General features: G+C 69.1%; 18 protein-coding genes. 8 read left to right on the top strand and 10 right to left on the bottom strand.

Annotation, left to right across the window (positions count from 1 at the left end; translation table 11 throughout):
- Nucleotides 1-18 precede the first annotated feature (18 nt).
- On the top strand, nt 19-327 hold the full coding sequence (locus ACFU8W_RS11785) for a heavy-metal-associated domain-containing protein (RefSeq protein WP_327246263.1): 309 nt from the start codon (nt 19-21) through the stop codon (nt 325-327).
- 138 nt (nt 328-465) lie between these two features.
- On the top strand, nt 466-2,883 hold the full coding sequence (locus tag ACFU8W_RS11790) for a heavy metal translocating P-type ATPase (RefSeq protein WP_384035023.1): 2,418 nt from the start codon (nt 466-468) through the stop codon (nt 2,881-2,883).
- A 485-nt stretch (nt 2,884-3,368) separates the two neighbouring features.
- On the opposite strand, the gene ACFU8W_RS11795 is transcribed toward ACFU8W_RS11790, so the two are convergent.
- The 6 genes from ACFU8W_RS11795 to ACFU8W_RS11820 form a co-directional block, all read right to left on the bottom strand.
- Entirely contained in the window at nt 3,369-4,658 is a 1,290-nt protein-coding gene (locus tag ACFU8W_RS11795; protein ID WP_327246261.1) for a citrate synthase, read from the bottom strand.
- Nucleotides 4,659-4,787: 129 nt separating this feature from the next.
- Nucleotides 4,788-7,088, bottom strand: a complete 2,301-nt coding sequence (locus ACFU8W_RS11800; protein WP_384035028.1) for an ATP-dependent RecD-like DNA helicase — start codon at nt 7,086-7,088, stop codon at nt 4,788-4,790.
- Between the two features lie 212 nt (nt 7,089-7,300).
- Nucleotides 7,301-8,116: an ABC transporter permease gene (locus ACFU8W_RS11805; protein WP_345518075.1), complete on the bottom strand. Its 816-nt coding sequence runs from the start codon at nt 8,114-8,116 to the stop codon at nt 7,301-7,303.
- 38 nt (nt 8,117-8,154) lie between these two features.
- Nucleotides 8,155-9,039, bottom strand: coding sequence for an ABC transporter permease (locus ACFU8W_RS11810; protein WP_345518073.1), 885 nt, complete (start codon nt 9,037-9,039; stop codon nt 8,155-8,157).
- 13 nt (nt 9,040-9,052) lie between these two features.
- Nucleotides 9,053-10,255 (bottom strand): ABC transporter substrate-binding protein, encoded by a 1,203-nt coding sequence (locus ACFU8W_RS11815; protein WP_384035033.1) that lies wholly within the window; start codon nt 10,253-10,255, stop codon nt 9,053-9,055.
- Nucleotides 10,256-10,358: 103 nt separating this feature from the next.
- The gene (locus tag ACFU8W_RS11820) at nt 10,359-11,396 is read right to left on the bottom strand and encodes an ABC transporter ATP-binding protein (protein ID WP_345518069.1); all 1,038 of its coding nucleotides are present in this window, start codon (nt 11,394-11,396) and stop codon (nt 10,359-10,361) included.
- 115 nt (nt 11,397-11,511) lie between these two features.
- Between ACFU8W_RS11820 and ACFU8W_RS11825 the strand changes: the two genes are divergently transcribed.
- The 4 genes from ACFU8W_RS11825 (at nt 11,512) to ACFU8W_RS11840 (ending at nt 14,825) form a co-directional block, all read left to right on the top strand.
- Nucleotides 11,512-12,333: a GntR family transcriptional regulator gene (locus tag ACFU8W_RS11825; RefSeq protein WP_345518067.1), complete on the top strand. Its 822-nt coding sequence runs from the start codon at nt 11,512-11,514 to the stop codon at nt 12,331-12,333.
- Entirely contained in the window at nt 12,284-13,090 is an 807-nt protein-coding gene (locus tag ACFU8W_RS11830; protein WP_384035038.1) for a cache domain-containing protein, read from the top strand. The genes ACFU8W_RS11825 and ACFU8W_RS11830 overlap by 50 nt, the downstream gene beginning before the upstream one ends.
- Nucleotides 13,091-13,482: 392 nt before the next feature.
- On the top strand, nt 13,483-13,818 hold the full coding sequence (locus ACFU8W_RS11835) for a hypothetical protein (protein WP_384035041.1): 336 nt from the start codon (nt 13,483-13,485) through the stop codon (nt 13,816-13,818).
- 539 nt (nt 13,819-14,357) lie between these two features.
- Nucleotides 14,358-14,825 (top strand): transglycosylase SLT domain-containing protein, encoded by a 468-nt coding sequence (locus ACFU8W_RS11840; protein WP_345518061.1) that lies wholly within the window; start codon nt 14,358-14,360, stop codon nt 14,823-14,825.
- 259 nt (nt 14,826-15,084) lie between these two features.
- Here ACFU8W_RS11840 and ACFU8W_RS11845 read toward each other — a convergent pair whose 3' ends face one another.
- From ACFU8W_RS11845 to ACFU8W_RS11855, 3 genes are read right to left on the bottom strand one after another with little or no spacing between them, the layout of a single operon-like run.
- Nucleotides 15,085-15,915 carry a sugar phosphate isomerase/epimerase family protein gene (locus ACFU8W_RS11845; protein WP_384035044.1) on the bottom strand — a complete coding sequence of 277 codons (831 nt, stop codon included), beginning with the start codon at nt 15,913-15,915 and terminating at the stop codon, nt 15,085-15,087.
- A complete protein-coding gene (locus ACFU8W_RS11850; RefSeq protein WP_384035048.1) occupies nt 15,912-17,057 on the bottom strand; it encodes a dihydrodipicolinate synthase family protein in 1,146 nt (381 codons plus the stop codon). Before ACFU8W_RS11850 ends, ACFU8W_RS11845 begins: the two co-directional genes overlap by 4 nt.
- Nucleotides 17,054-18,205, bottom strand: a complete 1,152-nt coding sequence (locus tag ACFU8W_RS11855; RefSeq protein ID WP_384035051.1) for a Gfo/Idh/MocA family protein — start codon at nt 18,203-18,205, stop codon at nt 17,054-17,056. The genes ACFU8W_RS11850 and ACFU8W_RS11855 overlap by 4 nt, the downstream gene beginning before the upstream one ends.
- Before the next feature lie 108 nt (nt 18,206-18,313).
- Here ACFU8W_RS11855 and ACFU8W_RS11860 point away from each other — a divergent pair, with 108 nt between their 5' ends.
- Together ACFU8W_RS11860 and ACFU8W_RS11865 are read left to right on the top strand one after the other, a co-directional pair.
- Nucleotides 18,314-19,417, top strand: coding sequence for a LacI family DNA-binding transcriptional regulator (locus ACFU8W_RS11860; protein ID WP_345518052.1), 1,104 nt, complete (start codon nt 18,314-18,316; stop codon nt 19,415-19,417).
- A 121-nt stretch (nt 19,418-19,538) separates the two neighbouring features.
- Complete coding sequence (locus ACFU8W_RS11865) at nt 19,539-20,327, top strand: sugar phosphate isomerase/epimerase family protein (RefSeq protein WP_384035056.1); 789 nt, start codon at nt 19,539-19,541, stop codon at nt 20,325-20,327.
- A gap of 121 nt (nt 20,328-20,448) precedes the next feature.
- Here ACFU8W_RS11865 and ACFU8W_RS11870 read toward each other — a convergent pair whose 3' ends face one another.
- The gene (locus ACFU8W_RS11870; protein ID WP_384035059.1) at nt 20,449-21,387 is read right to left on the bottom strand and encodes an EamA family transporter; all 939 of its coding nucleotides are present in this window, start codon (nt 21,385-21,387) and stop codon (nt 20,449-20,451) included.
- Nucleotides 21,388-21,455 lie beyond the last annotated feature (68 nt).

Raw genomic sequence — 21,455 nt, forward strand, 5'->3', positions numbered from 1 at the left:
GTCGAAGAGGAGAACACCATGACCACCGAGACCCAGCTCCCCCAGGCCACCGGCTCCTGCTGCTCGCCCGGTGGCTCCTGCCACGACGGTGCGGGGACCGAAGCGCCGGCGGGCGCGGTCACCACCGTCTACCAGGTGACGGGCATGACCTGCGGGCACTGCGAGGGCGCCGTCTCCGAGGAGATCTCCGGCATCGAGGGCGTCACCTCGGTGAAGGCAGTGGCCTCCACCGGGCAGGTGACCGTCGTCTCCGAGGCGCCGCTCTCCGAGGACGCCGTCCGCGCCGCGGTCGACGAGGCGGGATACGAGCTCGCCGGCCAGGCCTGAACGCCGTCCGGGCCCACCCGGACACCAACAAGACCCCGCACCGTCGGCATCACCTGCACCACCCCTTGCGCCGCCGGGCCGGACCGACCAGCAGATACTGGTGGGACACGGCCCGGTCGGCATTTCAGGAGTTCGGACATGCACAGCGCTACAGAGGCCGAAGCCCCGGCAGTCGTGAGTTCGGAAGCGGAACTCACGATCGGCGGGATGACCTGCGCCTCGTGCGCGGCCCGCGTCGAGAAGAAACTCAACCGGATGGACGGCGTCACCGCGTCCGTGAACTACGCGACGGAGAAGGCGCGCGTCGCGTTCGGCGCCGGGACCCGGCTGGCCGACCTGATCGCCACGGTCGAGAAGACCGGATACACCGCACAGCCGGTACAACTGCCCGCACCGACGCCGCCCCCGGAAACGCCCTCGGCGCCCGAGGCCACCAGCCCCGCCGAGGCCGAACGGACCGCAGGGACCCGACAGATCCGGGAAACCGAAGCGGCGGCGGACACCGACACCGCGCCGGAGGAGACCGAAGCCGAGCGCGGCGCGGCCGACGCTCTCGCCGTCCTGCGGCAGCGGCTGATCGTCTCGGCCGTCCTCGCCTCCCCCGTCGTGCTCCTGGCCATGGTCCCGTCCCTCCAGTTCGACAACTGGCAGTGGCTCTCCCTCACCCTCGCCGCACCCGTGGTCGTCTGGGGCGGACTGCCCTTCCACCGCGCCACCTGGACCAACCTCCGGCACGGCGCGGCCACCATGGACACCCTCGTCTCCGTCGGCACGCTCGCCGCGTTCGGCTGGTCGCTCTGGGCGCTGTTCTTCGGGGACGCGGGCATGACCGGGATGCGGCACGGCTTCGACTTCTCGGTCTCACGCGCAATGGGGTCTCCCCTGCTCGAGCGGAGCCGAGAGCTCGGGGAAGGCTCCTCCACCATCTATCTGGAGGTGGCCGCCGGGGTCATCACCTTCATCCTGCTGGGCCGCTATCTGGAGGCGAAGTCCAAGCGGAAGGCCGGTTCCGCGCTGCGTGCGCTGATGCACCTCGGCGCGAAGGACGTCTCCGTCCTCAGGAACGGCACCGAAGTACGCATCCCTGTCGCCCGGCTCACCGTCGGCGACCACTTCGTGGTCCGTCCCGGCGAGAAGATCGCCACCGACGGCACCGTCACCGAGGGCGCCTCCGCCGTGGACGCGTCGATGCTCACCGGCGAGTCACTGCCGGTCGAGGTCGGCGTCGGGGACCCCGTCACCGGTGCCACGCTCAACGCGGGCGGCCGGCTCGTCGTCGAGGCGACACGGGTCGGCGCCGACACCCAACTGTCCCGGATGGCCAGGCTCGTCGAGGACGCCCAGAACGGAAAGGCCGAGGTGCAGCGCCTCGCCGACCGGATCTCCGCGGTCTTCGTCCCGGTCGTCCTGCTGCTCGCGCTGGCCACCCTGGTCGTCTGGCTGCTGCTCACGGACGATGCGACCGCCTCGTTCACCGCCGCCGTCGCCGTACTGATCATCGCCTGCCCCTGCGCGCTCGGCCTCGCCACTCCCACCGCGCTCATGGTGGGCACGGGGCGCGGCGCGCAGCTCGGCATCCTGATCAAGGGCCCGGAGGTCCTGGAGACCACCCGTCGTATCGACACGATCGTCCTGGACAAGACCGGCACGGTCACCACCGGCCGGATGACCCTCCAGGACGTCCACGCGGCGCCCGGCACCGACGCGACACAGCTGCTGCGGCTGGCCGGCGCCCTGGAGCACGCCTCCGAGCACCCGATCGCCCAGGCCGTCGCCACCGGCGCCGCCGAACGCACCGGTGACGCACTCCCCACCGTCCAGACCTTCGTCAACGTCCCGGGGCTCGGAATACGCGGCACCGTCGACGGACACCAGGTGCTCGTCGGACGCCCCCAGCTGCTCACCGACGCCGGGATCACCGTCCCCGAGGCGCTGTCCGACGCCCTCGCGGACGCGGCGGCCCAGGGACGTACGTCCATCGCGGTCGCCTGGGACGGCGAGGCGCGTGGCGTTCTCGGGGTCGCCGACGCGATCAAGGACTCCAGCGCGACAGCCGTCGCCGAGCTGCGCGCCCTCGGCCTCAGGCCGGTGCTGCTGACCGGCGACAACCGGGCCGTGGCGGACGTCGTCGCCCGTGCCGTCGGCATCGACGAGGTCCACGCCGAGGTGCTCCCCGAGGAGAAGGTGCACGTCATCGAGCGGCTCCGGGCGGAGGGACGTTCGGTCGCGATGGTCGGGGACGGTGTCAACGACGCTGCGGCCCTCGCCACCGCCGACCTCGGGCTGGCCATGGGCACCGGCACGGACGCCGCGATCGAGGCGAGCGATCTGACCCTCGTTCGTGGAGATCTCAAGGTGGCCGCCGATGCCATCCGGCTCTCCCGGCGCACCCTGACCACGATCAAGGGCAACCTTTTCTGGGCATTTGGCTACAACGTTGCCGTCCTACCCCTTGCGGCATTTGGCCTGCTCAACCCTATGATTGCCGGAGCGGCGATGGCCTTCTCATCGGTCTTCGTCGTGACGAACAGCCTGCGGTTGCGCGCCTTCACATGATTTCCACAAAGAGATCTAGATCACATCGGTTTGAGGGTAACCATCCGATGGGTTCGCGAGTCTAAGAGTGCGATGCCAAGGATGTCTTGGGGGACGTCCGACGAAGCGTCTTGGGGGATGCTTCAGGCAAGCGTTGGCCGGGGCACGTGCACCGGGGAGCTATGAGCGGCCCTCCCGAAAGGTACGTACCCCGGCAGACCGCGAGACGTGCAACCGCAGTGACGTAGTGCAGCACGAGGAATACCCAGGAGCTTCGGCTCCCGCAGACGCCCGGCCGGATCCCGTGGGGGGAATCCGCTCCGGGATATGGGAAGCGCCTCGCTGTCGGCCCGTGGGGGGATCGATGGCGGGGCGCTTCTCGCTCTCGGGGCCTGGGCCGGGTACGCAAATCGCCCCGGACACCGCGCTCTGTGCGAAAGCGCGGTACGCGGGGCGAAGGCAGCCCGGCCGCAGTGGCCGGGGCGGTGCAGAGGGTGCTACGGGATTCAGCGACCCTCGACCGGGACGAAGTCGCGCAGGACCTCGCCGGTGTAGATCTGGCGCGGGCGGCCGATGCGGGAACCCGGCTCCTTGATCATCTCGTGCCACTGGGCGATCCAGCCGGGGAGCCGGCCGAGCGCGAAGAGCACGGTGAACATCTCGGTCGGGAAGCCCATGGCCCGGTAGATCAGACCCGTGTAGAAGTCCACGTTGGGGTAGAGGTTGCGCGAGACGAAGTACTCGTCGGAGAGCGCGTGCTCCTCCAGCTTCAGCGCGATGTCGAGCAGCTCGTCGGACTTGCCGAGCGCGGACAGCACGTCGTGGGCCGCAGCCTTGATGATCTTGGCGCGCGGGTCGAAGGACTTGTAGACGCGGTGGCCGAAGCCCATCAGCCGGACGCCGTCCTCCTTGTTCTTCACCTTGCGGATGAAGGAGTCGACATCGCCGCCGTTGGCCTGGATGCCTTCGAGCATCTCCAGCACCGACTGGTTGGCGCCACCGTGCAGCGGGCCCCACAGCGCCGAGATGCCGGCCGAGATCGAGGCGAACATGTTCGCCTGCGAGGAACCGACCAGACGCACGGTGGAGGTCGAACAGTTCTGCTCGTGGTCCGCGTGCAGGATGAGCAGCTTGTCGAGCGCGGAGACGACGACCGGGTCCAGCTCGTACTCCTGGGCGGGGACCGAGAAGGTCATGCGCAGGAAGTTCTCGACGTACCCGAGGTCGTTGCGCGGGTAGACGAAGGGGTGGCCGATCGACTTCTTGTACGCGTACGCGGCGATCGTCGGCAGCTTGGCCAGCAGGCGGATCGTCGAGAGGTGGCGCTGCTCCTCGTCGAACGGGTTGTGGCTGTCCTGGTAGAACGTGGACAGCGCGCTGACGACCGAGGACAGCATGGCCATCGGGTGGGCGTCGCGCGGGAAGCCGTCGAAGAACCGCTTGACGTCCTCGTGCAGCAGCGTGTGCTGGGTGATCTCGTTCTTGAAGGTCGAAAGCTCGTCAACCTTCGGAAGCTCACCGTTGATGAGCGTGTACGCGACCTCGAGGAACGTCGAGCGCTCGGCGAGCTGCTCGATGGGATAGCCGCGGTACCGCAGGATGCCCTGCTCACCGTCGAGGTAGGTGATGGCGGATTTATACGCGGCGGTGTTGCCGTATCCGCTGTCCAGCGTCACCAGGCCGGTATTTGCCCGGAGCTTCCCGATGTCGAAGCCCTTGTCGCCGACGGTGCTGTCGATCACCGGGTAGGTGTACTCGTCATCGCCGTACCGCAGTACTACAGAGTTGTCGCTCACGTCATCCCTCACCGACGTAGTGCCTCTTCTTCGAGGTTCCCTGACTGTCTCCACCCTCCCCCATTTGGCTCAGGAGAGTGCACTCGGGGTCGTCCATTGGACCTACTGGCGGCACTCAGTGCCGCCAACTTACTCATCCTGCCCCCTTGACTCCGGTTCCGGAAGGGCCTCGTGATGTTTGCCACCGATTTGATCGATCATTTTTTCCGCTGATCCTCCGCCCGACCCTCCGCGCAGCCGGTAATCCAGCGCCGTACAGCGTCTGCCTGCGGAAACCGTGCGGACCGCCTGGCCGATCGCCTGCCGGGAGCCGACCAGCACGACGAGCTTCTTGGCCCTCGTCACGGCCGTGTACAGCAGGTTCCGCTGGAGCATCATCCAGGCGCTCTTGGTGACGGGGATGACGACGGCCGGGTACTCGCTGCCCTGGGAGCGGTGGATCGTCATGGCGTACGCGTGTGCCAGCTCGTCCAGCTCGTCGAAGTCGTACGGGATCTCCTCGTCCTCGTCGGTGAGGACCGTCAGCTGCTGTTCATCGAGGTCAAGGGCGGTGACGACGCCGACCGTGCCGTTGAAGACGCCGTTCTCCCCCTTGTCGTAGTTGTTTCGGATCTGGGTGACCTTGTCGCCGACCCGGAAGACCCGGCCCCCCATCCGCTTCTCCGGCAGGTCGGGGCGGGCCGGGGTGATGGCCTGCTGCAGCAGGCCGTTGAGCGTGCCCGCGCCGGCCGGACCGCGGTGCATGGGGGCGAGGACCTGGACGTCACGCCTCGGGTCGAGGCCGAACTTGGCCGGAATACGGCGGGCGGCGACGTCCACCGCGAGGACGCCCGCGTCCTCGGTCTCGTCCTCGACGAAGAGGAAGAAGTCGCTCAGGCCCTGGGTGAGCGGCGGCGTCCCGGAGTTGATCCGGTGGGCGTTGGTGACGACTCCGGACTGCTGGGCCTGGCGGAAGATCGTCGTCAACCGGACCGCGGGAACGGGTCCGCCCTCGGCGAGCAGGTCGCGCAGCACCTCCCCCGCGCCGACCGAGGGCAGCTGGTCGACATCCCCGACGAGCAGCAGATGGGCACCGGGTGCCACCGCTTTGAACAGCTTGTTGGCGAGCAGCAGATCGAGCATCGACGCCTCGTCGACGACGACGAGATCGGCGTCCAACGGACGGTCCCGGTCGTAGGCCGCGTCCCCGCCGGGCTTCAGCTCCAGCAGCCGGTGCACGGTGGACGCCTCGGCGCCGGTCAGCTCGGACAGCCGTTTCGCGGCCCGCCCGGTGGGCGCGGCCAGAACGACCTTTGCGCGCTTGGCACGGGCCAGCTCGACGATGGAGCGAACGGTGAACGACTTGCCGCAGCCGGGTCCGCCGGTCAGCACAGCGACCTTCCGGCTGAGCGCGAGCCGTACGGCCGCCTCCTGCTCGGGGGCGAGCGTCGCCCCGGTACGACCGGCGAGCCACGTCAAGGCCTTGCCCCAGTCCACGTCCTGGAAGGCCGGCAGCCGGTCCTCGGGAGTCCGCAGCAGCCGCTGCACCTGCGCGGCGAGAGCGACCTCGGCGCGGTGGAACGGTACGAGGTAGATCGCGGTGATCGGCTCGCCTCCCTCGGGCGACGGCACCTTCTCCCGTACGACGCCCTCCGGATCCTCGGCCAGTTCGGCGAGGCACTCGATGACCAGCCCCGTATCGACCTGGAGCAGCTTGACCGCATCGGCGATCAGCCGCTCCTCCGGGAGGAAGCAGTGCCCCTGGTCGGTGGACTGCGACAGCGCGTACTGCAACCCCGCCTTGACCCGCTCCGGACTGTCGTGCGGGATGCCGACCGCCTGCGCGATCTTGTCCGCGGTGAGGAAGCCGATGCCCCAGACGTCGGCGGCCAGCCGGTAGGGCTGGTTCTTCACGACGGAGATCGAGGCGTCCTCGTACTTCTTGTAGATACGGACGGCGATGGAGGTGGAGACGCCCACACCCTGGAGGAAGACCATCACCTCCTTGATCGCCTTCTGCTCCTCCCAGGCGGCGGCGATCATCTTCGTCCGCTTCGGGCCGAGCCCCGGGACCTCGACCAGCCGCTTCGGCTGCTGCTCGATGATGTCGAGCGTGTCGACGCCGAAGTGGGTGGTGATCCGGTCGGCCATCACCGGCCCGATGCCCTTGATCAGTCCGGAGCCGAGGTAGCGGCGGATGCCCTGGATGGTGGCGGGCAGCACGGTCGTGTAGTTCTCCACCGTGAACTGCTTGCCGTACTGGGAGTGCGAGCCCCAGCGCCCCTCCATCCGCAGCGACTCCCCGACCTGCGCACCCAGCAGCGAACCGACGACGGTCAGCAGATCACCCGCACCCCGACCCGTGTCGACGCGGGCGACCGTGTACCCGTTCTCCTCGTTCGCGTAGGTGATCCGCTCCAGGACCCCTTCGAGGACGGCCATGTTGGACATGCCTCGACCGTATCGGGCGCCACCGACACTCCACACGCCGAGTCACGGACCCACGCGGTGAGACAACTGCCGCGGACGTGGCGGCGCTCGGTGTGCAGCAGCCGGTCGCCGACCGCGAGATCGCCTGCGAGTTCGGCGGCGAAGCCGATGAAGGCGGCCCGGGAGACGGCCTCGGTGCCCCGGAGGCTTCCTGGGAGTGGGAGCTGCTCCTCTCAGATACGACTGCCGGAGGCGGTGTCCGACGACAGCCGTTGGGCGAGATAGATCGGTATGACGGAGAGCAGGACCAGGACGGCGGCGACGACGTTGACGACGGGTGCCTGTTGGGGCCGGGCCATGTTGGAGAAGATCCAGACGGGCAGGGTCTGGACGCCGGGCCCTGCGGTGAAGGTCGTCACGACGATCTCGTCGAAGGAGAGCGCGAAGGCGAGGAGCCCGCCCGCGACGAGCGCGGAGCGCACCAGCGGGAAGGTGACGTCGACGAACGTACGGAAGGTGTGCGCCCCGAGGTCCATGGCGGCCTCCTCGTACGATCCGGACATCCGGCGCAGCCGGGCGATCACGTTGTTGAAGACGACCACGATGCAGAAGGTGGCGTGTCCGACGATGACGGTGAACAGGCCGAGGCCCACGCCGAGCGGTTCGAGGACGGTGCGGAAGGCGGTGTTGAGCGCGACGCCGGTGACGATGCCGGGCAGCGCGATCGGCAGGACGACCACGAAGGAGATGGCCTCGCGTCCGAAGAACTTGTAGCGCTGGCAGGCGAAGGCGACGAGCGTGCCGAGGACCAGGGCGATCGCGGTCGCGCCGAGCCCGGCCTTGAGCGAGGTCCACAGCGCGCCGCGGGCGCCGGAGCTGTGCCAGGCATCGACCCACCAGTCGAAGGTGAGTCCGGGCGGCGGCCAACCCGAACTACGGTCCGGGTTGAGGGAGTTGATGAGGACCAGGAGCAGCGGGACGTAGATCACCGCGAAGCCGAGCCCGGCGGCGATGCGCACGGTGATGCGCGCGGGGCGGGAGAGATTCATCGTAGGGACCTTCGCTGTGCGTGATGCGATGCGGACCGTCAGAGGCTGCTGAGGGCTCCTGTGCGGCGCACCGCGAGCAGATAGAGCACGATGATGACCACCGGCACCGTGCCGAGGGCGGCGGCCAGCGGCAGGTCCAGAGTGATGTTGGAGTAGATGAGGTTGCCGATGAGCTGGGTCTTGCCGCCGACAATCTGTACGGCGATGTAATCGCCGAGGCTGAGCGAGAAGGTGAAGACCGAGCCGGCCGCGACGGACGGGAGGACCATCGGCAGCACCACGGCACGGAAGGTTCTGCCGGTGCGGGCGCCGAGGTCTGCGGAGGCGTCCAGGATGTTGGCCGGGAGCTGCTCGAGTCCGGCATGGATCGGCAGGACCATGTACGGCAGCCACAGGTACGTCAGCACGAGGACGGTCGCGGTCAGACCGTAACCGGGCCCCTTGATGCCGAGCGGCCCCAACAGCCAGTCCAGCAGGCCGCCTTGGGCGAGGATGAGACGCCAGGCGTACGCCTTGACGAGATAGCTGGCCCACAGCGGAGTGAGGATCGCCACGACGAGGAGCGGCCGCCACCTGGGCTGCGCGATGCGGGCCGTGTAGAAGGCGACGGGGAAGGCGATCAGGACACACAGCACGGTGACCGCCAGGGCGACGCCGACACTGCGCAGGGCGACCTGCCGGTAGACATCGGTGGTGAACAGCGCGGTGAAGTTGTCCGTGTTCCAGATCTTCACCACGTTCGAGGTGAAGGCGTCCGTGGTCCAGAACGCGGACAGGAACAGCACGGTGAGCGAGCCGAGGTAGGCCAGGACGAGCCAGGCCAGCGGCGCGGAGAGCAGCAGGGACAGCTGCAGCCGGGGGCGTCGGTGCAGGATCCCGGCGAGCCGCCGGACGGGTCCGGCGGCGTGCGCGGTGTCGGTCATCGGTGGGTAACCCTCAGCCCTTGATCCCGGTCCAGGCCTGGACCCACTTGGCGTACGGCACGCACGTGGTGTCCGTGCGTCCGTCCACGCACTGCGGGATGGGCGTGGTCCAGAAGTGAACCTGCTTCCAGTACGACTCATCGGCCGCGTGATACGTGGCGCAGTGGTTCTTGTCGGCGGTCTCCGCACAGGCCTTGGCGTTGGACGGGGCCTCGCCGAAGTACTCGGCGACCTGGGCGTTCACCTTCGGGGAGACGATCCAGTCCACCCACTTGTAGGCACAGTTCGGGTGCTTGGCCTTCGCGGAGATCATCCAGGTGTCGGACCAGCCGGTGGCGCCTTCCTTGGGAAGGACGGCCTTGACCGGGACCTTCTCGGCCTGGGCGGTGTTCAGGATGACCTGCCAGCTGGTGCCGACCACGGAGTCACCGCTCTTGAAGGCGGAGACCTCCTTGAGGTAGTCGCTCCAGTACTCGCCGACGTTCGCGTTCTGTTCCTTGAGCAGGGCGACCGCGGCGTCGAACTGCTTCTGGTCCAGGGCGTACGGGTCCTTGATGCCGAGGGACGGCTTGCTCTTCATCAGGTACAGGGCGGCGTCCGCGATGTAGATGGGCGAGTCGTACGCCGTGACCTTCCCCTTGTGCGCCGAGGACTTGTCGAAGACCGCGGACCAGGAGTCGGGTGCCGGGGAGACGTTCTTCGTGTTGTACATGAGGAGATTGGCGCCACGGCCGTGCGGGATGCCGTAGGAGACACCCTTGACCGAGTTCCACTGCTGGTCCTTGAGCCCGGAGAAGACGTCCTTGTAGTTGGGTACCAGCTCGGTGTTGACGGGTGCGGCGTCGCCGGACGCGATCAGGCGCAGCGACGCATCGCCGGAGGCCGAGACCGCGTCGTACTGGCCGGTCTTCATCAGGCTGACCATCTCGTCGGAGGTGCCCGCGGTCTTGGTGTTGACCTGACAGCCGGTCTGCTTCTCGAAGTCGGTGACCCAGTCGACCTTCGGGTCGTTCGAGCCGTCCTCGGCGTAGCCGGCCCAGGCGATCAGGTTCACCTGTCCCTCCGTCTTGCCGAGGGACTTCTGCGCGGCGAGCTTCGGCGGGGTGAAGGCGCCGCCGCCGGGCGACGTCCCGGCGGTGTCCGAAGAACCGCAGGCGGCGGCAAGGAGCAGGGCGCCGAGCGCGGCCGCTGCTCGGGACGTTCGGTTCAGACGCACAGGGGTCTCCACGGAAGGGGGAAAGGGCGGGGAAGGGTTGTGCGGGTGTGTACGGCCACCGGGCTTCAGCGGCCCGGGGGTTGTGTTGCGCGTGTCCACGCGGTCACCGGGTCCCGGGGACCCTGAAGTTGTGCCTTTGGTGCCACTCGAGCGTGACCCGGGAGCCGCGGAAGGCGGCGACGTCCTCGGACGAGGTCTCCAGGTTCTGCTGGAGGGCGGTGAGCCGGCCGCCCGCGTCGAGGTCCACCAGGAAGCGGGTGGCGTCCCCCAGGTAGACGACCTCCGCGACGGTGCCGGTGGCACGGGAGTGGCGCGGCTCGTCGGCGAGTGCTGATTCCTTGAGTACGCGGATCTTCTCCGGCCGGATGCTGTACGTCGCCCGGTCGCCCACGACCTGCTCCGCGGCGTCGTCGGTCAGCAGGTTCGACGTACCGACGAAGCCGGCGACGAACGGCGTGGCGGGACGTTCGTATATCTGGGCCGGAGTGCCGACCTGCTCGATGCGCCCCTGGTTGAAGACCGCGATCCGGTCGCTCATCGTCAGCGCCTCCTCCTGGTCGTGGGTGACGAAGACGAAGGTGATGCCGACCTCTCGCTGGATCGCCTTGAGCTCGACCTGCATCTGCTCGCGCAGCTTGAGGTCGAGGGCGCCCAGCGGCTCGTCGAGCAGCAGCACCTTCGGTCGGCCGACCAGGGCGCGGGCCAGCGCCACGCGCTGGCGCTGGCCTCCGGAGAGCTGGGACGGGCGGCGGGTGCCGAAGTCCGCGAGACGTACGCTCGCCAGAGCCTCCCTGGCCTGCTTCAGACGCTCGGGCTTGGGCACTTTGCGGACCTTGAGGCTGTAGGCGACGTTCTGCTCCACGGTCATGTGCGGGAAGAGCGCGTAGTCCTGGAAGACGGTGTGCACGTCGCGCTCGAAGGGCGCCAGACGGGTGACATCGGAGCCCGCGAGCTCGACGGTTCCGCTGGTGGGGGCCTCGAACCCGGCGATCATCCGGAGCACCGTGGTCTTGCCGGAGCCGGACGGTCCCAGCATCGAGAAGAACTCGCCGTCCGCGATCTCCAGTTCGACTCCGGCCACGGCCTCCGTCCTGCCGAACGTCTTGCGCAGGTTCTGCAGCCGAATGGCCATTCCCTCCATGGGCGGGAACCTTTCTGGTGCTGTCGGGAGTTGGCCGTAAACATATGAAGTCATAGTTCTAATTTCAAGGCCCCGCTAAGGTAAAGGCTGTGCCAACTCTGGCAAGGTGGTGATCGTGAACCGAGACAAACCCGGCGCCCGCAGAGTCGTCTTCACACCCGTCGACACCCTGGCCCGCGTGGACGCCGTCGTGCGGCGGCTCGGTGACGCCATCGACCTCGGGCTGCTCGCCGACGGCGAGCAACTCCCCGGCGAGACCGACCTTGCGGCCCAGCTCGGCGTCTCCACCGTGACCCTGCGGGAAGCCCTGATGGCGCTGCGGCAACAGGGGCTGGTCACCACCCGCAGAGGGCGTGGCGGAGGCAGCTTCGTCACCGTGCCCGAGGGCCCCGCGGAGGACCGGCTCCTGGCCCGTCTCGCCGAGTGGAGCACCGAGGAACTCCGTGATCTCGCCGACCACTGGGCGGCCGTGTCCGGGACCGCCGCCCGGCTCGCGGCCCAGCGCACCGAGCCCGATGATCTGCGGCAACTGCGCAGGTCTCTGGGAGAGTTGGTGGACGCCAAGGACTCCGGGGCGCGCAGTCGCCTCGTCGGGCGCTTCCATGTCGAGCTGGCCGCGGCCGCCCAGTCCGCCCGGCTGACCAGGGAAGAGGTCACTCTCCAGACCGAACTGGGGGCACTGCTGCGCCTCCCGCTCGGCGAGGACGAGCATCTCAAGGACTCCGTGGATCGTCACCGCGCCGTAATCTCGGCCGTGCATGATGGGGCGGATGACCGTGCCCGGGCCCTGGCCGAACAATGCGTGCAGGCCTCCATGGCGCGCCTGATCGAACTCCGCCTCGGCTCTGCCGACGGTGCGCGCGGTCCACGTCCGAAGGAGGCCCCCGATGGGCAGCAGTCCCCGTCTCGCAAGCGAGGCCGGACCGGTCCTGTGTGACGAGTTGACCGTCGCCGACGCGGCCGCCCGTGTCCGTGACGCGCTCGAAGGAGTCTTCGACGCCGTGGCCAGGACCGCTGCGGACACCGAGGCGGTGCTCGCCCCGGCCGTCGCGGGCGGCCACCGGCCGGTCTCGGCCGATCTGGCGGCGCTCCGCCCCGGCCTGCATGCCCGCCTCGCCCAGTACGAACTGATCTCGGGGCTCGGCTTCGTCGCGGCGCCAGGACTGCTCGACGACGTACCGGCGTGGCTCGAGTGGTGGCAGACCGCCGTGGACGGGTCCGTGCATCCGCTGTTGCTCGACCTGGACCCGGAGCACTCGATGTACTCCGACTACACCCACTGGGACTGGTACACCCTGCCCCGCGACACCGGGCAGCGGGCCGTCGCCGGGCCGTACGTCGACTACCTCTGCTCCGACGAATACAGCCTCACTCTCTCGGCACCGGTGACGGTCGGAGGACGCTTCATGGGGGTTACGGCTGCCGACGTCTACCTGCGGCGCTTCGAAGCGGTCGTCATGCCCCTGCTCCAACGCCTGCCGGAACCCGCCCGCCTGGTGAACGCACGCGGCCGGGTCGCCGCCTCCACCGACCCTCACCATCTGGTCGGCTCACTCACCAAGGACCCGATTTTCGCGACGGTACTGACCGGCCGAACCACCGGCATCGAACACGGCGGACTCCAACTACGTCCCTGTGACGGCGTTCCGCTCATCCTGGTGACAGCGAATCCCACCGCGCCACGCTCCGCGTAAGAGGAACTCACAAAATGGGAGTCCGATCAGCTTGCGGCGTCTGGTGCGTGCGATCGCAAGGCGCTGGAAGGTCCTCGGACGGGGTCTCCCCTGCTCGAACGAAGTCGAGAGCTTGGGGAAGGAGCTACTAGGGCATTTCGGCAACGCAGCGAGCGTGCGTGCCAGGCGTCGCGAGCCGGGCGCCCATTTTGTGAGCTCCTCTAAGCGCAGGCCGGGCTGGAGCTGCCGGCACCCATGCTCGAGGACGCCCGGCTCGCCGGGGAGCGACCGTTGTTCCGCCGGCCGGTCCGGCCGCGCGCAGGCAGGCGTCCCTATGATGCTGCGCCGACCGGCGCCGTCGCCACATTCCCGACCCGGCCCGGCACCACCCCCTTTGTCGCAGAGGACCGCCCATGCCTTTCCGCCGGATCGCCGCTCTGGCAGCAGCGTCCGTGACCGTACTGCTGTTGACCTCCTGCGGCAGCAGCAAGGTGCACGGCACCGTAACCGAGAAGGAGCACAAGCCGGCCCGCACCACGTGGACGACCGAGCCGGTCACGAAGAGGCAGTGCACCACGTCCCGGAGCAATGGCAAGACCAAGAGGTCGTGCCGAACGGTGCGGACCGGCACCCACCGCGTCTCGCACCGGCATCCGGCGTGCTGGCAGATCGAGCTGGACGACGACGCGCACGAGCTGTGCATATCCAAGAGCCGGTGGGACAAGGTGCGCATCGGCGACCGGTGGTGACCCGCCGGGACCCGTGCCGCGGCGCCGGCTCGGTCCGGCTCGACGCTCCTGGCCCAGGTAGCCCCTGACCCCGTCCAGCAGCCGATGAGTCGCCCCGCTCGCATACGGGGCCAGGCGGATCCGCAGCCGACTGCTTCGGACGAGCCGGATGGCCCGGAGCAGCTCGGCGGCTACCCCCTCGGGCTCCCCCGCCCCTTTGAATGGGCCGACTGAATGGGTCGACCGCGCTTTCATTACATTGCGCTTTTTATTCATTACGCGTGGCGAAGTGAATAGGGGCCCTTTGACCGGTGCAAGGCGATATAACCATGTCCGTTTTGGGATGATTTAATGCTTCTGTCATGTGACGTGAGCGATATGGCGTGCGTCACCATGATACGACTTAGTAGGGCAAAGACCCCCTCTCGCGGCCCGTTTGCGGCCATTTCGGACACTGTTGCCCGTTCCCTGTACGTATCCCGATAGTAATAAGGGTCATTGACCGGAACTTGAACCCCGTTTAAGAATTCTTGGCATCCCCACGGAAGAGGTAATTTCCGATGCAGATCTCCGCGATGTCCAAGAAGTTCGCTCGCATGACCCAGACCAAGAAGATCTCGCTGGGCATGGCCGCCGCCGGCGCCGCAGTCGTCGCCGGTTCCCTCGTCAGCGCCCCGGCCGCCTCGGCCGCCACCCCCGCCCAGGCCGGCGGCAACGTCAACACCTGGATCAACCAGTCACTGGAGATCATGCGGGCGCAGGGCATCCCGGGCTCCTACAACGGCATCTACAAGAACCTGATGCGCGAGTCCTCCGGCAACCCCAACGCCATCAACAACTGGGACTCGAATGCCGCCAAGGGCATCCCTTCCAAGGGTCTGCTCCAGGTCATCGACCCGACCTTCAAGGCGTACCACGTCCCCGGCACCTCGTGGAACATCTACGACCCGGTCGCCAACATCACCGCCGCCTGCAACTACGCGGCCCACCGCTACGGCTCGATCGACAACGTCAACTCGGCCTACTGATCTGCTTGCGATGAGGCCGGTCTCGGCGGCTACCGAGCCGGCCCTGTCCGACCGGCCACAGCAGTCGTAGGAGATGGGCCCGGTAAGACGAAATGGGGTCCGGTCAGAAGACCGGACCCCTCTCGTTTTCCCCCTCCGTCAGGGCTTCCCGATCCCCCCGGATCCCTCCCGGAAGCGCCCGACGCAAGATACGACCCGGCAGGGTACGGAAGGGTTGCGTCCCTTTGCGATGTCTTTACCCGCCGCTTCGCATCCGCTCTCAGCAGGCGTGCTCGACGTACCGCGCCGCGACCTCCGCGAGGACTTCGGCGCCGTCGCGCGCCCACAGGTCCTCGTTGAAGATCTCCACCTCGATCGGTCCGTCGAAGCCGGTGGCCTCGACCATCTCGCGGAATGCGCGGAAGTCGACGCTCCCGTCGCCGAGTTGACCCCGCCCGACGAGTACCCCCGCCGGGAGCGGGGTGATCCAGTCCGCCAGCTGGAACGAGTGGATACGGCCGCCCTCCCCCGCCCTCGCGATCTGTGCGGCCGCCTGGTCGTCCCACCAGATGTGGTACGTGTCGACGACCACACCGACCTGCTCCGCCGGGAAGCGCTCCGCGATGTCCAGTGCCTGGGACAGGGTGGAGACGACACAGCGGTCCGAGGCGAACATCGGGTGCAGGGGTTCGATCGCCAGGCGTACGCCGCGTTCCTGCGCATACGGGCCCAGCTCGGCAAGCGCTTCCGCAACGCGTTCGCGGGCGCCGTGGAGATCGCGGCTGCCGGACGGGAGACCGCCGGAGACCAGGACCAGGGTGTCGGTGGACAGGGCCGCCGCCTCGTCGATCGCCGTGCGGTTGTCGTCCAGGGCTCGGGCCCGTTCGGCCGGGTCGAGCGCAGTGAAGAAGCCGCCCCGGCAGAGGCTGGTGACGGTCAGGCCCGCGTCCTTCAGAAGCTGCGCGGTGCGCTCGACCCCGTACTCCTGGACAGGGCCCCGCCACAGGCCCACCTTGTCGATGCCCGCCTTGACGCAACCCTCGGTGAGCTCGGGCAGCGACCACTGCTTGATGGTCTCCTGGTTGATGCTCAGGCGCGACACGTCCGTCACCGGGCACCTCCGGCGACCGTGAGCAGGGCGCGCATCCGGGATTCGGCCAGCTCCGGGTCGGGGAACAGCCCCAGCCGGTCGGCGAGTTCGTACGCCTTCGCCAGGTGGGGCAGTGAGCGGGCGGACTGGAGGCCGCCGACCATCGTGAAGTGGTCCTGGTGGCCGGCCAGCCAGGCGAGGAAGACCACGCCCGTCTTGTAGAAGCGAGTGGGCGCCTGGAAGAGGTGCCGGGACAGCTCGACCGTGGGGTCGAGGAGTTCACGGAAGCCCTTCACGTCCCCGGTGTCCAGGACGCGTACCGCGTGGGCGGCCAACGGGCCGAGCGGGTCGAAGATGCCGAGCAGGGCGTGGCTGAAGCCCCGGTCGTCGCCCGCGATCAGCTCGGGGTAGTTGAAGTCGTCGCCGGTGTAGCAGCGGACCCCGCCGGGAAGACGGCGGCGTACGTCGATCTCGCGCTCGGCGTCGAGGAGCGAGATCTTGATGCCGTCGACCTTGTCGGGGTGTTCGGCGATGACCTTGAGGAAGGTGTCCGTGGCGGCGTCGAGGTCCGATGAGCCCCAGTAGCCCTCCAGCGCGGGGTCGAACATCGGGCCGAGCCAGTGCAGGACGACCGGCTCCGAGGCCTGGCGCAGCAGGTGTGCGTACGTCTCCAGGTAGTCCTCGGGACCGTTCGCCGCGGCGGCGAGGGCGCGGGACGCCATCAGGATGGCCTGGGCACCGCTCTCCTCGACGAGGGTGAGCTGCTCCTCGTACGCGGCCTTCACCTCGGCGAGCGTGGCGGGCCCTGCGGGAAGCTGGTCGGTGCCGACGCCGCATGCGATCCGGCCCCCGACGGCCTTTGCCTCGGCGGCGGAGCGGCGGATGAGCTCGGCGGCGCCGGCCCAGTCCAGACCCATGCCGCGCTGAGCGGTGTCCATGGCTTCGGCGACGCCGAGACCGTGCGACCACAGATGGCGGCGGAAGGCGAGGGTGGCGTCCCAGTCGACGACCGCGGGGTCGTCGGGGCTGATGTCGGCGTACGGGTCGGCGACGACATGGGCGGCGGAGAAGACCGTACGGGAGGCGAGCGGAGCCCCGGCCGGTGCGAGGTCGAGCGGGGTGGTTCGGGGTTCGTACGGGCCCTGCGGGAGATGGATCGTCACAGGGTCAGCTCCGGTACGTCCAGGCGTCGGCCCTCGGCGGAGGACTTGAGCCCGAGCTCGGCGAGCTGGACACCGCGGGCACCGGCCATCAGGTCCCAGGTGTACGGCTCGTCGAGCACGATGTGGCGCAGGAAGAGCTCCCACTGGGCCTTGAAGCCGTTGTCGAAGGCGGCGTTGTCGGGGACTTCCTGCCACTGGTCGCGGAACGACTCGGTGACCGGGAGGTCGGGGTTCCAGACCGGCTTGGGGGTGGCCGAGCGGTGCTGGACGCGGCAGTTGCGCAGCCCGGCAACGGCGGAGCCGTGCGTTCCGTCGACCTGGAACTCGACGAGTTCGTCGCGGTTGACGCGGACGGTCCAGGAGGAGTTGATCTGGGCGACGGCGCCACCGGCCAGCTGGAAGATGCCGTAGGCGGCGTCGTCGGCGGTGGCGGGGTACGGCTTGCCCTGCTCGTCCCAGCGCTGCGGGATGTGCGTCTGGACGTGCGCCTGAATGGTCTTGACCTGGCCGAACAGCTCGTGGAGCACGTACTCCCAGTGCGGGAACATGTCGACGACGATGCCGCCGCCGTCCTCGGCACGGTAGTTCCAGGAGGGGCGCTGGGCCTCCTGCCAGTCGCCCTCGAAGACCCAGTAGCCGAACTCGCCGCGCACGGAGAGGATCTCGCCGAAGAAGCCGCCGTCGATGAGACGCTTCAGCTTCAGCAGGCCCGGCAGGAAGATCTTGTCCTGGACGACGCCGTGCTTGATCCCTGCGTCCTTGGCGAGGCGGGCCAGCTCCAGTGCGCCCTCGACGTCCGTCGCGGTGGGCTTCTCGGTGTAGATGTGCTTGCCCGCGGCGATCGCCTTCTTGATCGCTTCGACGCGGGCCGAGGTGACCTGGGCGTCGAAGTAGATGTCGATGGTCTCGTCCGCGAGGACCGCGTCGAGGTCGGTCGACCACTCGGTCAGACCGTGCTGGGCGGCGAGTTCCTCCAACGCATGGGCGCGGCGGCCGACGAGGACGGGCTCGGGCCACAGCACCTCGCCGTCACCGAGGTCGAGGCCGCCCTGCTCGCGGATCGCGAGGATCGAGCGCACCAGGTGCTGCCGGTATCCCATGCGACCCGTGACGCCGTTCATGGCGATGCGCACTGTCCTGCGTGTCACGAAGTTCCCTCCATACAGCCGTAGCAAGCGCTTTCTATGCGGTATGACGCTAGCCTGCCGACAGCGGCCCGGACAAGAGGGCTCCGTCCAAAACCCTCGGAGGAAGCGATGACAGTCACCCTCGCGGACGTGGCGGCTCGCGCCCGGGTGTCGCCCGCCACCGTCTCGCGTGTGCTCAACGGCAACTACCCGGTGGCGGCGTCCACCCGGGAGCGGGTGCTGCGCGCGGTGGACGACCTGGACTACGTACTCAACGGACCGGCCAGCTCGCTCGCCGCCGCCACGTCCGACCTGGTCGGCATCCTGGTCAACGACATCGCCGACCCGTTCTTCGGGATCATGGCCGGGGCGGCGCAGACCGAGATCGGCGGGCCGGGCGACGGCTCCGGGCGGGCCGGGGGCGAGAAGCTCGCCGTCGTCTGCAACACCGGTGGCTCGCCCGCACGCGAACTCACCTACCTCACCCTGCTCCAGCGTCAGCGTGCCGCGGCCGTCATTCTCACCGGCGGCGCGGTGGAGGACCCGGCGCACCAGGCGGCGATGGCGGCGAAGCTGGCGAAACTCGCGGACGCCGGGACCAGGGTGGTGCTCTGCGGGCGGCCCCCGCTGCCCGAGGGCGAAGCGGTCGTGGCGGCGCTCGCCTTCGACAACCGGGGCGGCGGCCGACGCCTCACCGAGCACCTGCTGACGCTCGGCCACCGGCGGATCGGCTATGTCGCGGGCCCGGTGGAGCGGACGACGACGCGCCACCGGCTGGAAGGGCACCGCGACGCGATGGCGGCGGCGGGCCTGTACGGGGACGACACGACCACGGAAGGGCGTCTCGCGAACGGCCGGGACGAGGATCGTCTCACCGTCCACGGTCCGTACGACCGCCGGTCGGGTTACGACGCGACGCTCGAACTCCTGCGCCGCGAACCGGAGGTGACGGCGATCGTCGCCGCCAACGACACCGTGGCCCTGGGCGCGAGCGCGGCGATCCGGGACCGCGGTCTGCGTATCCCCGAGGACATCTCGGTGGCCGGTTTCGACGACCTGCCGTTCTCGGTGGACGCGGTCCCGGCCCTGACGACCGTACGGCTGCCGCTGTTCGAGGCGGGGGCGCGGGCCGGCCGGCTGGCGATGGGCAAGGAGACCCCGCCGCCCGGAGGCATCGCGACGATCGCGGCGGAGCTGATGGTGCGGGGGTCGACGGCGCCGCCGCGGAAGTGACGCGGCCGGGTTCCGCTCCCCGGTCCGGGGTACCCGCACCGCGTGCCGTGGGCCGATGATGTGCGGGCCGCTGTCCGGTCCGTACGGCGCAGGGGCAGGTACCGACGGAAGGAACACGCACGTGAAACTCGCTTTCTCGACCCTCGGAGTACCGGGGATGCCGATCGCCGACGTCATCCGGCTGGCCGTCGACCACGGCTACCAGGGGGTGGAGCTGCGCGCCCACCCCGAGGAGCCGGTGCACCCGGGGCTCTCCTCGACCGAACGCGCCGACGTGGCCGAGGAGTTCAAGAAGGGCGGCGTCGAGATCCTGACCGTCGCCGGGTACGTCCGGGTCGCCGCCGAGGGGGACGACCAGCCGGTACTGGACGAGCTCGCCGGGCTGGTGGAGCTGGCGCGGGATCTGGGCGCCTCCCACGTCCGGGTCTTCCCCGGTGGCGGCGGGCTGGCCCCGGAGGTGGCCGATGCGAACGCAGCCCGCCGACTGGGCGCCGCCGCCCCCTACGCCGCCGACCTGGGCGTACGGATCCTGCTGGAGACCCATGACTCGCACCGGGCCGGTGCGGACGTGGCCCGGATCGCCGGGACGGTCGGACACCGGCAGATCGGTGCGTTGTGGGACATCATGCACACCTGGCTGGCGGGCGAGGAGCCGGTCGCGAGCCATGCGGTGCTCGCCCCGCACCTGGGATACGTACAGGTCAAGGACATCGCATCGGCGGAGGACACCGAACCGTTGGCGCTCGGGGCCGGCGTGCTGCCGCTGGGTGCCTGCCTGGACACGCTGGACGCGCACAGCTGGGTCTGCTGGGAGTACGAGAAGCGCTGGCACCCGGACGCGGCCGAACTGCCCGGGCTGCTGAGCGCGGGACGGGAGCATCTGCTGCGGCTGGGTGCACCGAAGGAGTAGCGGGAGTCGGCGGTAAAGGACTCCCGGGGGAGCAGGGCTTCCCGGGAGTCCTCCGTCATGTCCGGGTTCTGCTGCCGGTCCGCCGACGGCATCGCCAGTGAAACCAGTGCCCCTCCCGGCACTAGGCCGGAGAGGGAGCCGGATTCGGCTCCGGCTCCCTCTCCGGGGCCGGATCGCCGTCAGGCCCACCCGCCGTACGCGTCCGGCGCGTCCCCGCCAGTGACGTGAGCGCCACTCCGCCCACCAGCAGCGCCGCAGCGCACCACCGCAGCGGACTCACCGACTCGCCGAGGAACAGCGCGGCCGAGGACATCCCGAAGACCGGGACGAGCAGGGTGAACGGGGCCACGGACGACGCCGGGTGGTGGCGCAGCAGGAAACCCCACGCCCCGAAGCCGAAGACCGTGGTGATCCAGGCGACGTAGACGATGATGCCGATGCCGCTCCAGTCCAGTGCGGCCAGCGCGTCGGCGTCGCGGTCCCAGCCCTCGAAGAGGAGGGAGAGACCGAGCAGCGGCAGGACGGGCACGGTCGAGACCCACACCATGAAGTTGAGGGAGTCGGGCGGGGCGGCCTTGCGGGTCAGGACGTTCGACACGCCCCAGCAGGCCGCCGCCGCGATCACCAGCACGAAGGCGAGCACGGGGCCGCTCGCGCCCTCGTCCACCGCCGCGACCCCGATACCGGCCAGCGCGATCCCCATCCCCAACATCCTTGCTCCACCCGGCCGTTCGCCGAGCACCACGGCCGCGAAGAGGGCCGTGAAGACCGCCTGGACCTGGAGCACCAGGGAGGACAGACCGGCGGGCATTCCGCGGTCCATGCCGATGAACAGCAGACCGAACTTCGCCACCCCCAGGACCAGCCCGACGCCCACGATCCACTTCCACGCGACCTTGGGCCGCCCGACGAAGAAGACCGCGGGCAGCGCCGCGACCAGGAAGCGGAGGGCGGAGAAGAGCAGCGGCGGGAAGTGCCCGAGGCCGGCCTCGATGACGACGAAATTGACGCCCCAGACGGCAGCCACCAGGGCGGCCAGGGCGATGTGAAGGGGACGCATGGAGCGAGGATCACCCGCCGGGACCATGTAGCACCAGCGCGGATTTCTTCATGGTGAAATTGAGCGTT

The sequence above is a fragment of the Streptomyces sp. NPDC057565 genome, assembly GCF_042801455.1.
Lineage (GTDB): Bacteria > Actinomycetota > Actinomycetes > Streptomycetales > Streptomycetaceae > Streptomyces > Streptomyces yanii.

Coding starts and splice junctions, on each gene's coding strand:
- ACFU8W_RS11785 (WP_327246263.1), top strand. CDS start 19: ATGACCACCGAGACCCAGCTCCCCCAGGCCACCGGCTCCTGCTGCTCG.
- ACFU8W_RS11790 (WP_384035023.1), top strand. CDS start 466: ATGCACAGCGCTACAGAGGCCGAAGCCCCGGCAGTCGTGAGTTCGGAA.
- ACFU8W_RS11800 (WP_384035028.1), bottom strand. CDS start 7,088: ATGTCCAACATGGCCGTCCTCGAAGGGGTCCTGGAGCGGATCACCTAC.
- ACFU8W_RS11805 (WP_345518075.1), bottom strand. CDS start 8,116: ATGAATCTCTCCCGCCCCGCGCGCATCACCGTGCGCATCGCCGCCGGG.
- ACFU8W_RS11810 (WP_345518073.1), bottom strand. CDS start 9,039: ATGACCGACACCGCGCACGCCGCCGGACCCGTCCGGCGGCTCGCCGGG.
- ACFU8W_RS11820 (WP_345518069.1), bottom strand. CDS start 11,396: ATGGAGGGAATGGCCATTCGGCTGCAGAACCTGCGCAAGACGTTCGGC.
- ACFU8W_RS11830 (WP_384035038.1), top strand. CDS start 12,284: ATGGGCAGCAGTCCCCGTCTCGCAAGCGAGGCCGGACCGGTCCTGTGT.
- ACFU8W_RS11835 (WP_384035041.1), top strand. CDS start 13,483: ATGCCTTTCCGCCGGATCGCCGCTCTGGCAGCAGCGTCCGTGACCGTA.
- ACFU8W_RS11840 (WP_345518061.1), top strand. CDS start 14,358: ATGCAGATCTCCGCGATGTCCAAGAAGTTCGCTCGCATGACCCAGACC.
- ACFU8W_RS11860 (WP_345518052.1), top strand. CDS start 18,314: ATGACAGTCACCCTCGCGGACGTGGCGGCTCGCGCCCGGGTGTCGCCC.
- ACFU8W_RS11870 (WP_384035059.1), bottom strand. CDS start 21,387: ATGCGTCCCCTTCACATCGCCCTGGCCGCCCTGGTGGCTGCCGTCTGG.